This is a genomic window from Rhodococcus sp. 2H158 (assembly GCF_053764755.1).
This window is the reverse complement of sequence record NZ_JBSNCE010000001.1, coordinates 304,360-317,611: the sequence shown is the minus strand read 5'-3', so window position 1 is coordinate 317,611 and position 13,252 is coordinate 304,360. Positions and strand designations below refer to the sequence as shown.

The 13,252-nt window shown below is 65.4% G+C and carries 11 protein-coding genes; 2 read left to right on the top strand and 9 right to left on the bottom strand.

Annotated features, from left to right (window positions below):
- Positions 1-61: 61 nt before the first annotated feature.
- The 5 genes from ACWPOB_RS01465 to ACWPOB_RS01445 all read right to left on the bottom strand — a co-directional run bounded on the left by ACWPOB_RS01465 (position 62) and on the right by ACWPOB_RS01445 (position 5,127).
- Positions 62-817 (bottom strand): SDR family NAD(P)-dependent oxidoreductase, encoded by a 756-nt coding sequence (locus ACWPOB_RS01465; protein ID WP_455399669.1) that lies wholly within the window; start codon positions 815-817, stop codon positions 62-64.
- A 37-nt stretch (positions 818-854) separates the two neighbouring features.
- Entirely contained in the window at positions 855-1,607 is a 753-nt protein-coding gene (locus ACWPOB_RS01460; RefSeq protein WP_455399668.1) for a crotonase/enoyl-CoA hydratase family protein, read from the bottom strand.
- Between the two features lie 162 nt (positions 1,608-1,769).
- On the bottom strand, positions 1,770-2,573 hold the full coding sequence (locus ACWPOB_RS01455; protein ID WP_455399667.1) for an amidohydrolase family protein: 804 nt from the start codon (positions 2,571-2,573) through the stop codon (positions 1,770-1,772).
- A complete protein-coding gene (locus ACWPOB_RS01450; RefSeq protein WP_455399666.1) occupies positions 2,570-3,727 on the bottom strand; it encodes an acyl-CoA dehydrogenase family protein in 1,158 nt (385 codons plus the stop codon). Before ACWPOB_RS01450 ends, ACWPOB_RS01455 begins: the two co-directional genes overlap by 4 nt.
- Complete coding sequence (locus tag ACWPOB_RS01445; protein ID WP_455399665.1) at positions 3,724-5,127, bottom strand: aldehyde dehydrogenase family protein; 1,404 nt, start codon at positions 5,125-5,127, stop codon at positions 3,724-3,726. Before ACWPOB_RS01445 ends, ACWPOB_RS01450 begins: the two co-directional genes overlap by 4 nt.
- 253 nt (positions 5,128-5,380) lie before the next feature.
- Here ACWPOB_RS01445 and ACWPOB_RS01440 point away from each other — a divergent pair, with 253 nt between their 5' ends.
- A complete protein-coding gene (locus ACWPOB_RS01440) occupies positions 5,381-6,598 on the top strand; it encodes an acyl-CoA dehydrogenase family protein (RefSeq protein ID WP_100055292.1) in 1,218 nt (405 codons plus the stop codon).
- Between the two features lie 6 nt (positions 6,599-6,604).
- Complete coding sequence (locus tag ACWPOB_RS01435; protein WP_455399664.1) at positions 6,605-7,627, top strand: acyl-CoA dehydrogenase family protein; 1,023 nt, start codon at positions 6,605-6,607, stop codon at positions 7,625-7,627.
- Positions 7,628-7,832: 205 nt separating this feature from the next.
- Here ACWPOB_RS01435 and ACWPOB_RS01430 read toward each other — a convergent pair whose 3' ends face one another.
- The 4 genes from ACWPOB_RS01430 to ACWPOB_RS01415 are packed head-to-tail and all read right to left on the bottom strand — an operon-like array spanning position 7,833 to position 13,251.
- Positions 7,833-8,576 carry an SDR family NAD(P)-dependent oxidoreductase gene (locus ACWPOB_RS01430; RefSeq protein ID WP_455399663.1) on the bottom strand — a complete coding sequence of 248 codons (744 nt, stop codon included), beginning with the start codon at positions 8,574-8,576 and terminating at the stop codon, positions 7,833-7,835.
- A 1-nt stretch (position 8,577) separates the two neighbouring features.
- Positions 8,578-10,662, bottom strand: a complete 2,085-nt coding sequence (locus ACWPOB_RS01425) for a hydantoinase B/oxoprolinase family protein (protein WP_455399662.1) — start codon at positions 10,660-10,662, stop codon at positions 8,578-8,580.
- On the bottom strand, positions 10,652-12,745 hold the full coding sequence (locus ACWPOB_RS01420; protein WP_100055288.1) for a hydantoinase/oxoprolinase family protein: 2,094 nt from the start codon (positions 12,743-12,745) through the stop codon (positions 10,652-10,654). Before ACWPOB_RS01420 ends, ACWPOB_RS01425 begins: the two co-directional genes overlap by 11 nt.
- The gene (locus tag ACWPOB_RS01415) at positions 12,745-13,251 is read right to left on the bottom strand and encodes a zinc ribbon domain-containing protein (RefSeq protein WP_100055287.1); all 507 of its coding nucleotides are present in this window, start codon (positions 13,249-13,251) and stop codon (positions 12,745-12,747) included. The genes ACWPOB_RS01420 and ACWPOB_RS01415 overlap by 1 nt, the downstream gene beginning before the upstream one ends.
- Position 13,252 lies beyond the last annotated feature (1 nt).

Here is a 13,252-nt window from a genome sequence, read left to right as displayed (position 1 = left end):
GAGGACGACAACACTCACCGGAAGCCGGTTGCGCAGGCTGTCCGTGTCCCGGTACGCAGCGTTACTGCTTGGCCGTCTCGCCTCCGTCGATGACATATACGGCCCCGGAGACGAATTTCGACGCCGACGACGAGAGGTAGCAGACCAGAGGGCCGATCTCGTCCGGCTCGGCCATCCGCCTCGCCGGAATCTTCCGCACGCGCTTGGCGAGAATCTCCGGGTTGCCGGTGACATACGACTGCGCCTCGGTGGAAAACGCCCCGGGGGCAATGGCATTGACCTGGATGTCGTGTCGGGCCCACTCTGCCGCGAGCGCCTTGGTCAGCTGGATCGCCGCACCTTTGGACGCGGAATACGCGGCCAGCGTCGCCTTACCGAGGATGCCCGAGGTGGACACGACGTTGATGATGCGCCCGCCCTTGCCCGCCTCGACGAAATGCCGGGCGGCAGCCTGCGAGAGTACGGCGATCGAGGCGACGTTGACCTCCATGGTCTCGTCGAACAGCGACATGTCCATCTCGAGGAAGTCTGCGGCAAGGGCGACACCCGCGTTGTTCACCACGGCGTCGAGGCTTCCGAGGGTCTCCACGGCGACCGCAGCGAGCGCGCCGACCTGCTCCCGATCGCGCATATCGCACACATGCGGGTGGATGGTGCCGGCGAAGTCCTCCGCTGCCAGCTCGCGGAGGCTGGCTTCCGTCCTCGCCACCGCCAGAACGTTCGCACCTTCGGCGGCCAGCGCCCGTGCGGCAGCTCGTCCCAGGCCCTTGCTCGCACCGGTGACGATGACTCCGCGGCCGGCCAGATTCAAATCCATATCGTGTACCTCTCCCGTTCGAATTCGCGACCGCAGTTCACGAACCGGTCCATACCGGTGCGCGCTTCTCTGTGAAGGCGAGCGCGCCTTCCTTCGCGTCCGCCGACGATCGCACCGGGGCGGTCAGCTCCGCCTGCCGCTCGAAAGCCTCCTCTGCCGGCCAGCCGGGGCTGTCCTGCAGAATCTGCTTCGTCGCTGCGACGGCCAGGGGGCCACAGACGGCGATCTCGGCGGCGAGTTCGAGTGCGGCGGCGACCGCCGTACCCGGCGCGACCACCTTGTTGACCAGCCCGAGACGCTCCGCGTCCCGCGCGGAGATCTGCTTTCCGGTGAGCGACAGCTCCATCGCCACGTGGTAGGGCAGACGCCCCGGAAGACGCAGCAATCCACCGCCGGCGGCGACAAGACCACGCTTCACCTCGGGCAGCGCGAAGAAGGCGTTCTCCGCGGCAACGATCATGTCGCACGCGAGGACGATCTCGAAACCTCCCGCGACAGCAGGGCCGTCGACCGCTGCGATGATGGGCTTTCGCGGGGGCTCCTGCGCGATACCGGCGAACCCACGGCGGGGGGTGAGCGGTCGTTCGCCGCGCAGGAATGCTTTGAGGTCCATGCCGGCACAGAACGTGGGACCGTTCGCTGCCAGCACCGCAACGGTGAGATCGCGGCGGTCGTCGAACTCGGTCAACGCCGCGTCGATGGCGTTGGACATATCCAAGTTGACGGCATTGCGTGCTGCAGGCCGATTGAGCGTGATAGTCCGCACGCCATTGTGGTCGGAGACGAGCAACGGTTGCTCGACATCGGTGTCCGTTGAAGTCACGGTCGGCTCCAGGAAGGTCGTGGGTGGGATCGAGGCGGACGGAGATGCCGCTCGAACCTTGTCCCGGTTGAAAATTCGGTCGACGAAGTGATCTCGATTCAGGGAGCGCGAGATGACGAACCGGTGGCTCTATCCGGTTGTCGCCGGCTCGATCCGCAGAAGTCGCGCAAGATTCCCGCCCAGGATTCCGCGCTCTTCCTCCGCGGTGAGGCCGAGTGCCTTGATGGCGGCGATCTCCGTTGCGGGGTCGGTCATCGGCCAGTCCGATCCGTAGACGACGCGGTCGGCACCGTGGCGTCGGATGAGGCTCCGGATTCGTTCCTGGGGTAGCGTCCCCATGCTCGGCGGCCACGATGTCTCGAGGTGGACGTCCGTTCCGACCGACCATTGCTCGGCTTCGTCGAGGACCTGGTACCCGCCGTAATGGGCGGCGACGAGACGCAGACCTTCGACCTCGGTCAGCATGGCGTGAAAGTGCTTCGGTGCGCCGCGTTCGTTCTGGTGTGCGTCCCCACCGGAACCCACGTGCGCGATGACCGGGATGTCGTTCTCCGCCAGGGCGGTGAGAATTTCACGTGTGCGGACGTCGGCGAAGGCGACCGATTGGAAGAGCGGATGCAGTTTGACCCCGACGACGCCGTTGTCCCACAGTGCTCGGAGGTTTTCGTCGACGGACAGGTCGGGATGGACCGTACCGAACGGGATGAAGCGTGAGCGGTCTACCTTGCCGATGAACTCGTTTGTGCGCCAGACGTTCTTGCCGACATTGGCAACGGCGAGGGTCATCGCCAGGTCGATACCGGCGGCATCCATCGTGCGGCGCAACCCGTCCAGCGTGCCGTCGTGGACCGGATCCAGGCCGACAGGACGGTCAGCGAGCACCTTGCGGGCGATCTCGTCAGGCCATACGTGGCAATGAGCATCGATGATCACTGGGAGTACTCCTTGATGAGCTTCTTCGACAGTGAATCGAGCAGAACCTCTGTTGCACCTTCGTAGACACGCATCGGACGTGCCGCCCGGTAGAGACGCTCGATCCGGGAACCGCGGACCAGACCGAATCGACCCATGACCTGGACACTGCGATCGACGGCACGGCCGGCGACTTCCGTCGCACCGATCTTGGCCATCGACGACAGGTGGAGACTGCCGGTCGGGTCGGAAGCTGCGGCGCGGGCCACCTGATAGGTGAACGTGCGCGCCATCTCGATCTCGGTCCACGACATCGCCAGCATCTGCGGTACCGGACCGAGACGTGCCAGCGGTGTACCGAACTGCTCCCGGGTGGTGGTGTGGCCGAGCGCGTCGTCGAGCGCTGCCTGAGCCGTACCGATGGCTGCACCGGCTACCGACACACGGAAGGTGGCGAGCGTGGCGAGCACGAGGGCGAAACCCTTGCCGGGAGCGCCGAGCCGATGTGAGATCGGCACGCGGACGTTGTCGAACACGATGTCGCCCAACACGTGAGGAGCGATGATCTGATGGGGTCGGCTCGTAGTGACGCCCGGGGTATCCGCAGGTACCAGCACGAGGGAGTATCCCGCTCCCCCGCCTGCCACATCCTCTTTGCCGAGGACACAGTAGTAGCTTGCGTCGCCCGCGTTGGTGATGAAGCTCTTGGCGCCGTTGACGACGAGGATGTCGCCGTCGGCCGTGATCGTGGTGCTCAGTGCCTTGAGGTCCGATCCCACCTCGGGTTCGGTCAGTGCCAGGGCGGCGATGGCGTCCATGTCGGCAACGCGAGGGAGCCAACGTTCCTTCATCTCGTCGGAGCCGCCCACGGAGATCGCATAACTTCCGATACCTTGCATCGCGAAGAGCGAATCCAGGTGACTCGAGGACGCGGCGAGCTGTTCACGCACGATCGTCACGGCGAGTGAGTCGGGGTTGTCGAAATGTCCCCCGTATGCAGCCGGCACTTGTACGGCCGCGAGGCCGCTCTCCTTCAGAAGCCGGAGAATCTCGGGATCGACCGAGTCACTCTCGTCGGCGCGGTCGGCGTGCGGGAGAGCGTCGTCGGCGAGGGCGCGGGCGCGCTTCTGCAGGGCGAGATAGTCCGCCTCGAGGGGATGGAACTGTGTGCTCACAGCTTCACCACCACGAACCTGGTCTGCGTGTAGTGGCGCAATGCCTCCATACCCTTCTCTCTTCCGTATCCGCTGTTCTTGACGCCGCCGAACGGACCCTCGACCAAACCCGCCATCCAGTCGTTGACATAGACTTGGCCGGCTTCGAGGCGAGATGCAACGCGGTGGGCCCGCCCGACATCACCGGTCCAGACACCCGCGGCGAGTCCGAAGTCGGAATCGTTCGCGATCGCAACGGCTTCGTCCTCCGAACCGAACCGAAGAACCGCGAGTACCGGTCCGAAGACTTCCTCGCGCGCAATCGTCATGGTGTTCGTTACGTCGGTGTAGACGGTCGGCTCGACGAGCCACCCGTCACCCGCCGGAGAGCCACCGGTCGCCAGGGTCGCACCGTCCTTGCGGGCGACCTCGAAGTACGACTGCACCTTCTCGAACTGGTCCTGCGTGGTCATGTGGCCGTAGGACTTCCCCGGCTGTACCTTTTTCACTTCCTCGAGCAGCAGCGTGACGAATTCGTCGTGGATTTCCTCGGCTACCAGCAGTCGGGTCCCCGCACTGCAGATCTGGCCGGCGTTCGCGGTGAAGGCACGCACCGCGCCTGCTGCGGCTTCCGGCAGGTTCGCGTCGGCGAAGACGATGTTGGCGGACTTGCCACCCAGTTCGAGGGTCAGAGGCAGTACGCGGTCCGCGGCGATACGCCCGATCTCGCGACCCGCCCGCAGTGAACCCGTGAAGGCCACCTTGCGCACGTCACGATGCTCGACCAGTGGTTGTCCGGCTCCCTGGCCGGTACCCGTCACGACGTTGAGCACGCCGTCCGGAAGACCTACCGTCGTTGCGATACGCGCGAGCTCGAGTGTGGTCGCAGAGGTGAACTCCGAGGGTTTGACCACCGCCACATTACCGGCCAACAGAGCGGGCGCCACTGCCCGGGCGGCCTGATTGAGCGGCGCATTCCACGGGGTGATGACGCCGATGACGCCGTAGGGCTCGTAGGTGGAGTATCCGTGCCTGTCCGGGCCGAGGTCGATCACTTCGCCCGAGGGGATGTTGGCCAGTCCGGCATAGAAATCGAAATAGCTGGCAGCTGCCTCGATCTCACGTAGCGCTTGCGCAGCCGGCTTGCCGGCCTCCTCGCCTTCGAGTTGGGCAAGCAGGTCTCGCTCGGCGCGCAGACCGTCGGCGACGGCGACCATCAACCGTCCGCGCACACTCGACTTGAGGGACTTCCAGGCATCGAATGCGGCCGCTGCCGACTCGACGGCCGCCTCCACGTCGGTCCGGTCCCCGGCCGTGATCTCGGCGACGGTCGAACCCGTCCACGGTGATGTCGACAAGATCCGTTCGCCGCCCTCGGGGATGCGTTCGGCACCGCCGATCCAGTGGCCGTACTTCTTCACGAGATCACCTCCTGCTCGGTCGACGCCGACCGTCCGCTGCTCATGCACTCAGCATGACGGAAAGTTTTAATTTGTCAACCAACAAAGATTGTTCTTCACTTCGCCGCCCGAGTGCGCTATGACTGTTTACAGTCAACCGAATTCATTCCCCTGCACATCCCGGCGAGGCCCGACACCCACCCCTCGGGTCATGATTGCCGTACCGCGCGTGAGCCGCTCTCGTCGGCTGCGCTACGCATCAGAGAGACAATTCATGGACTTCGACGACACCCCCGACCAAGCCCGCTTACGCGTTTCGGTACGCACATTCCTCACCGAACACGACCACGAACTCGCCCACGGTGACGGCGCATACCTCGAGGAGCCCGGCACAGACAGAGTCGAGGCGCTTCGGCGAACGCAGGCCGTCCTGTTCGACGGCGGCCTCATCGGTCTGACATGGCCGTCGGAATACGGCGGCGGAGGCGGCACGAACGCGCAGCAGGCCGTGGTCAACGAGGAGTTGCATCGCGCGCGGATCGCCGGCCCGATCGGACACGTCGGGCTGGGTATGTGTGGCCCCACGGTCTTGCGCCACGGCAGCGAGGACCAGAAGCAACGCTATATTCGCCGGCTGCTGCGGGCCGACGATCTGTGGTGCCAGCTCTTCAGCGAACCAGGAAGCGGTAGCGATCTGGCAGCACTGCGAACGAAAGCGGTGCTCCAGGACGACGGCTGGCACATCCAGGGACAGAAGGTATGGACCACCCTCGCCCAGCATTCCCGCTACGGCATCCTGCTCTGCCGCACCAACCCGGACGCGCCCAGACATCGCGGGCTGACCATGTTCGTCCTCGACATGCACGCGCCCGGGGTCACCGTCCGGCCGCTACGACAGATGAACGGCCACCAGAGCTTCAACGAGGTGTTCCTGGACGACGTCGTGATCGACGACTCCGAACGCCTCGGCGACGTCGACGACGGATGGCGCGTCGCGCTCACCACCCTGATGAACGAGCGGATGGCCGTGGGCGGAGGCGGCGGCGAGATCGGAATCCGGAGCGATGCCCTCGTGGCACACGCGGCGGAACGACTCCCCCACCTCGACGAGGATCGCCGCGTTCTGGCCGTCCAGTCACTGGGCAGGGTGCTGGTGGAGTCCCTGGCTGCACGCTACACCGGCTACCGACTCCAGACGAGCCTGGAAAAGGGTGGTCGGCCGGGGCCCGAAGCCAGCGCCGGGAAGCTGACCGCCGTCCGTGTAGCCCATGCGACCGCCGATCTCGGCCAGCGGTTGCTCGGCGACGAAGCCGTGCTGGCACGCTCGAGTGAAGGCGACTGGCGCTGGGCTACGTCTCAGGCCTCCACCCCGGGGATCGCCCTTGCCGGCGGCGCCGACGAGATTCTCCGAAACATTCTCGGTGAACGCGTACTGGGACTCGCACCGGACCGCAGTCCCGCCACACCGAGCAAGCAAGCCGAGAGTAGGTAACGAACGATGGATTTCGATATCAGCGAAGAACAGCGAAGCTTCGCCGAACACTCGCGCGAGTTCTTCACCGAGCACGCCGGACCGGAGCGCGCACGGGCACTTCTCGACGGGAGCTGCGAGATCGCACCCGGCCGGAAGTTGCTGGCCGAATTGGGATTTTCGTCACTGACGATCCCCGAAGAGGCCGGAGGCATCGGTGCGGACCTGCTCGATCTGGCGTTAGTTGCCGAGCAGGCAGGCCGTCAACTGGCCGGCCCGTCTCTCGCCTCCGCCGCACGGGCCGCTGTCCTCCTCGAAGGGGACACCGAACGTCTGCGCGCCATCAGCGAGGGCACCATGTCCGTCGCAGTTCTCGACGGCTCCCCCAGCCGTCAGGCTCCCTCCATGGATGTCATCGGAGCCACCCATTTCCTCGCCCTCCACGGAGAAGATCTCGTCCTGGGAGAAGGACGAGTGACCCCCGGTGAGCACATCGACGCCACTCGTGGACTCGGCTACGTCGAACTGACGTCGTTCGAGACCGTCCACCAGGGCGCCCGCAGCCGTTGGGAAAGAGCCAAGCAGGTGGCCTGCGTCGTTCTCGCCGCCGAGAGTCTCGGCGGCGCCGAACGCGTCGTCGAACTCGGCATCGAGCATGCCAAGGCGCGCAAGGCTTTCGGCCGGGAGATCGGCGGATTCCAGGCGGTCAAGCATCGGCTGGTGGATGATTGGGTCGCCGTCGATCAGCTGCGCTCCCTGGTGTGGTGGGCTGCCTGGGCAGCCGACAACGCGCCGGACCAACTCCCGATCGCGGCGTCGGCGGCGAAGGCATACTCCGCCGGCACATTCCAGACTGCATGCGAGACCCTCATCCATGTGCTCGGCGCTGTCGGATTCACGTGGGAACATGACGCACACCTGTACTGGCGACGGGCCAAAGTCGACCGCCTGCTCCTGGGAGACGAAAGCGAACATTTCGCCGAGGTAGCCCTGCGCAGCCTCGCGGCCACGCACTCTGCAAGCGAAATGGCCGAAATCGTACCCGTCTGATCGACGGGCACGATCGGAATCGCCGAACGGCACGAGCCGGATCGACATCGGGACCTGCCCCGGTCCGAGACATTGTTCTACGGACCGGGTCAGGTCCCTTTTCCATGCAAGCACGCGCCACACCCGCCCATCGAGCACGCGGTCTCGAACGAACAAGGGCGGTGGCACCCGGGTGCCACCGCCCTTGCCTCTGCCGACTCGACCGTCAGATGTAATAACCGCCGTTCACGGCGATGTTCTGTCCGGTCATGAACCGTGCGCCGTCGCCGACCAGGAACGTGATGACCGGTGCGATGTCGCGATCCGGGTCTCCGAACTCTCCACCCAGCGGCACCTTCTGTCGCATCATCTCGGCGTACGCAGCCTTCTCTTCATCCGTCATCTTGCTGAGATGCTGCTCGAGCATCGACGTCGAGGCGGACGGGTGAACCACGTTCGCACGGACGCCGAACTTGGCCCACTCGACCGCGATGGTTCGGGTCCATGCCGTCACCGCGCCCTTCGACGCTGCGTAGACCGCACCGTTCGGATAGGCGGTCAAGGCCGCCGACGAGGCGAAATTCGTGATACTGCTCCGCTCCCCCTGCTTGAGATACGGCAGGGCCGCCTGGTTCGTCAGCATCGGACCACGCCCGTTGACGTCCATAGCGCGCGCCCAGTCGTCGTCCGTGACGTCCTCGGCCGGGCCCTGCACCAGAATTCCCGCCACGTGCACCAATGCATCGAGCCCCCCCATATCGGTGGCTGCTCGGTCGACGACGTCGAAGACCTGGTCACGGTCGGTGACGTCGCAGAACAGGAAGCGCTGGCCGGCCCGCTCGGCTACCTCACGGCCCATCTCCTCCGCTCGGTCGAGTGAGACCACCGACGCGCCGGCCTGTGCCAGGGAGCGCACGCATGCCGCGCCCACCCCACTGGCGCCACCGACGACGATGACCCTCTTGTCCATCTCAGCTCTCCTGTCCGTCGGCCCACTCGAGCCAGCGCGCCGGGCTGGATTCGAAGCTCCTCGGCTCCTCGGTCGTCGCGACCTCAGTGTGGAGGATGTGCCCGGTCTCGGGATCGAGGTACTTCCGTGTCTCGACGCCTTCGTTCACCGTCTCCACCAGGACCGGACATCCATCGCTCCAGTGCGTCGGAGCCTGGGCGAGGATCGCACCCGACCGAACGCTGACAGCGAAACCGCCACGCTGCTCGACGCCCGGCGCGATCGGCAGGGCCGGATACGCCTCGAGCCCGTCGACACATCGTTGGGACGGCGCGGTCACGGGAGGGAGGGCTGCGGCCAGGCGCTGTCGGAGGATCTCGGCACGGTGGGTGGTGGTGCCGTCCGAGACATCGACGCCGTAGACGTCGCTTGCTTGTCGTGCGGTGATCAGTCCGGCCTCGACATCTGCCAGGACAGCGGAAACGTCACGGTCCAGGGGATCTCCCCAACCACCGCCGCCGGCGGCCTTGACGGCGTAGCTGTGTCCTTCCGGCAAGTGGAATCCCTGCGTGAGCGTCCCGATGGGGGTGGCGCCGGACTCCGGATCGATCAGTTCGATCGATGCGGGGCGGCCGGGCGACCCACCGGCACTGCCCGGCATGGGGATCAGTCCGTGCCCACCGATGCTGGCCCCGGTCAGGTCCGGAGAACCGTCGACAGTGAATGCGAAATCCACGCCCCGGCCGCCGCGGTATCGGCCGGCGCCGGATGCATCACAGGAGCGACGCCGGTACTCGAACCGCAGCGGATACCAGGACTCGGTGACCTCGACATCGTTGGTCTGGATGGCAGCCTGCTTACCCACCAGATAGAAATTGAAGTCGGTACCGTCCCGGTCGTTGCCCGCCGGCGACCCGACGGCAGTGCCGTCGATCATGATCCACGAATCGGTGGTGCCCGTGAGTCCCTTGCCGGAGAACGTGACGACGGCATTCGCCGACATCGTCTGCGAACTGGACAAATACGGTCGGCTCGGGCTGTCCGGTGATGCGGCGACGGCCTGATGGAAGGTACGCATCGCCGCCTCACTGGCGTCATGCGACGCCGCGAGGTGCGCGGCCCCCACCGGCGCCGGATGGGTGCAGTTGAGCATGCTGCCCACGGGGCAGTGGACGCTGATCGCGTCGTAGTACCCCTGGTTGAGCGGAAGTTCCTGTCCGATCAGGCGCTGGAGTTCGACGCCGATCTTGCCCTTGATGATGTACTCCTTCGAGTTGAAGAAGTGTGTGGTCTGAGGCGCTGTGCCGGTGAAATCGAATCGGATGGAATCGCCGTCGACAGTGGTGGTGCAGGGGATACGGAACTTCTCCTCGTTCCACTCCGTCCAACTGGTCGACCGGTAGACGCCGTCTTCGATGAGCGCGATCTCCCGTCGTACGGCCTCTTCGGTACGGCGGTTGAGCTCGTCGAAGCCGTTCTGGAGGGCGTCGGCGCCGATACGCTCGGCCAACTCCTTCACCTTCGCGGCTCCCACATCGACGCCGGCCATCAGTCCCCGGATGTCCATCTCCACGAGATGGGGCATGCGGACATTGTTGAGAAGGATGTTCCAGGTGTCTCGTTGTTCCACGCCCGCTGCGGTGACCTTGACCGCGGGAAGCCGAATGGCTTCCTGGAAGCAATCGGTGGCGTTCGGCGCGAACGAGCCGGGAACCATGCCGCCGACGTCTACGAGGTGCGACGAGTTCGCCATCCAGGCAACCAGTCGCTCTTCTGCGAACACCGGCTTCATGATGAATACGTCCTGGGCGTGGAGTCCGCCGCCACGGTGAGGGTCGTTGGCCAGGAAGACATCCCCGTCCTGGATATTGTCGCCGTGTTCGGTGAACACACCAGCGACGGCGTTGGTGGCTGCGTAGAAGTGGTACGCGATGTGGCCACCGCCGGTCACCAGCCGTCCTCGGGCGTCGAGCAGGGTACACGAATAGTCACCCCCTTCGACCACGAGTGGGCTCACCGCCGTGCGTTTGATCGTCGCGGCGCCCTCACCGCAGAACGCCTCGAGCTGGTGGCGCAGGACCTCGACCGCAATGTTGTCAAGCTGCATCGGAATTCACATCCAATCGAAGAGAGCGTCGCTCACCGACAACGAGAGTGGCGCCGCGAGGTACGAAGACTGTGGTGTCGACATCGTCGGCAAGGGCCGGCCCGTCGATGCGGTCTCCGGGGATCAGGTCCGGGGTTCGGTAGCAGGGAACCTGCTCACTGCCGTCACGGTCGAGGAACACCGTGCGGTAGGAAGTCGGTTCCACGGATCCACCGGTTCGCTTCGTACCGTCCACCGGGAATGTCGCTCGGGGCAGTCGTCCGGTAGCGACGGCCCGCAGGAACGTCACCTCCAGTTGGGCATCCCTGCCGATTGCTCCCGCTCCGTAACGCGCGGCGTACTTCTCGAGGAATGCCGCGCGGATGGCGTCCCGGTCGAACACTGGAGTTTCGAGCGGAACCGATACTTCGGAGGTCTGCCGGAAGAAGCGAATTCCGACGTCGTAGGTCACGACACAATCCTGCTCGGGGACACCGTCGTCACCTACATCCTTGGCGACAGCACTGCCGAGTTTGTCGAGCTCGGCGCCGATCTCCTCCGCATCCGCCCGGTCGAGCAGCACATCCGCCGACTTGATCCGTTGCCGTCGCACATCAGCGGACGCAGCGCCGAATGCCGAGAGGACCGAGGCCGCCGGAGGCACGATCACCTGCGGAATGTTCGTTGCCGCGGCGATGCTGGCGGTGAAGAGTCCCCCGCTGCCGCCGTAGGAGATGAGCGTGAGGGTACGCGGGTCGAGACCGCTTGCACCGGCGTGCAGACGAGTCGCCTTGGTCATCTCCGCGAGCGCGATCTCACGGATGCCCCACGCTGTCGCTTCTGCAGACAGACCGAGCGATTCGCCGAGTGCTCCACAGACTTTCAGGGCAGCGTCGCGGTCGAGGGTCATCGTGCCACCCACGAAGCTGCTCGGGTCGATGTAGCCGAGCACCACCAGCGCATCGGTGATTGTGGCGTCTTGTCCACCGTTGCCGTAACAGGCGGGTCCGGGCCATGCCCGCGCCGAGCGTGGCCCGACTCGCAGAAGTCCGCGCCCGTCGACCCAGGCGATAGACCCGCCACCCGAGCCGATGGACAAGGTGTCGATCCTGGGCTGAGCGAGAATCATCCCGTGCAGCTCCCCGCGCTCGGAGCGCTGGGGGAGTGAACCTGCGATGACGGCAAGGTCGAAGCTCGTTCCTCCCATATCGCCGCAGATGGCGTCGGTGAGGCCTTCGTCGGCACATACTTCCGCCGCCGCCATGACCCCGGCCGCAGGTCCGGAGGCAACCAGGATGACGGGGGAACGGCGTGCCTCGGCGAGAGTGACGGTCCCACCACTGGTCTGCAACAGAAGGAGCGGAACACGCAGACCACTGTCGGCCAGTTCCTGGGCGAGCGCCTCGATCCCGTCGAGAGCCTTGCACATGACAGCGTTGACCGCAGCGACCAGAGTTCGCTCGTACTCACGGATACTCGGGTGCAGTTCGACGCCGCTGAAGACCGGGATGTCGGGGAATTCCTCACGCAGGAACTCGACCACCGAGACCTCGTTGTCCGAGTTCTTGAACGACCACAGGAACGACACCGCGAGCGCTTCGATCCGGTGCGTTTCGATGAGCTCGTCGACGGCTGCACGGACCTCGTCGAGATCGACGTGCTGCAGCACCTTTCCGTTGCGATCCACGCGCTCCCGAATGCCGACGACGCCCGAACGTTCGATGGGGCTCCACGGCGGGATCAGGTAGCCATCGCTCGAGACACGGCGCGACCGTGCCATGGCGATGGTGTCCTCGAATCCGGCGGTGGTGAGAAGCCCGGCCTTGACGCCCTGCTTCTCCACGAGCGCATTGGTCACCGCCGTGGTTCCCAACCCGAACCGCTCGACCTTGTTCAGAAAGCTGCCCAGGTCCATGCCGATCTGCTCGGCCACGAGTCGGCACGCGCCCAGCACTCCACGACCGAAATTCTGCGGGTCCGTCGGGGATTTGGCGCGCCACAACGACTCACCGTCGCCGCAGGCGAGGTCCGTGAACGTCCCACCTACGTCGATCCCGATCGAGAATCCCTGTGATGCCGGAGTCGACACCTCGCTGACACTCATCAAATCTCCTTGTCGCTTTCGATACAACCGTGCGCAAATCCGTAGACGGTGGCCCCGTCCGTGGTGTCGAGCAATATCGCTCGCACCGGAGTGCCCGGCGTCGACGCTTGGTTGCAGGTGCAGAGGATTCGACCGGGTAGCCGGACTCCCGCGTTCATGTCGACTGCACCGGTGAGGTAAGGCGCCATGCTGCGCCAAGGTTCAGGAAGGCTGGCACCACTCGCCGGCAGCTTCGCCACGGCCTCGTGGATGCGTATCGCAACGTTCACCGTGCCGTGCGGGTCGATGGGCTCCCAGCGGTACTCACCACTCAGGCACTGTGGGCAATTGGTCGAGAGCGGGAACCGGATGCTTCCGCATTCACCACATCGTTGCAGTGACAGGTATCCGTTTCGAAGCGACTCCCAGAAGCCTGCGACGTCCGGATGTACGTGTTGTCCCGGGCCCGGTGGGGCGCTGATTCTCTGCAACGCGATCGCGGCGCCACTCCTGTCGTCCGGTGTCATG

Bases quoted from the DNA above. Each gene is read 5' to 3' on its own strand.
- ACWPOB_RS01440 (WP_100055292.1), top strand. From the start codon at position 5,381: ATGGACTTCGACGACACCCCCGACCAAGCCCGCTTACGCGTTTCGGTA.
- ACWPOB_RS01415 (WP_100055287.1), bottom strand. From the start codon at position 13,251: ATGACACCGGACGACAGGAGTGGCGCCGCGATCGCGTTGCAGAGAATC.
- ACWPOB_RS01465 (WP_455399669.1), bottom strand. From the start codon at position 817: ATGGATTTGAATCTGGCCGGCCGCGGAGTCATCGTCACCGGTGCGAGC.
- ACWPOB_RS01430 (WP_455399663.1), bottom strand. From the start codon at position 8,576: ATGGACAAGAGGGTCATCGTCGTCGGTGGCGCCAGTGGGGTGGGCGCG.
- ACWPOB_RS01420 (WP_100055288.1), bottom strand. From the start codon at position 12,745: ATGAGTGTCAGCGAGGTGTCGACTCCGGCATCACAGGGATTCTCGATC.
- ACWPOB_RS01435 (WP_455399664.1), top strand. From the start codon at position 6,605: ATGGATTTCGATATCAGCGAAGAACAGCGAAGCTTCGCCGAACACTCG.
- ACWPOB_RS01425 (WP_455399662.1), bottom strand. From the start codon at position 10,662: ATGCAGCTTGACAACATTGCGGTCGAGGTCCTGCGCCACCAGCTCGAG.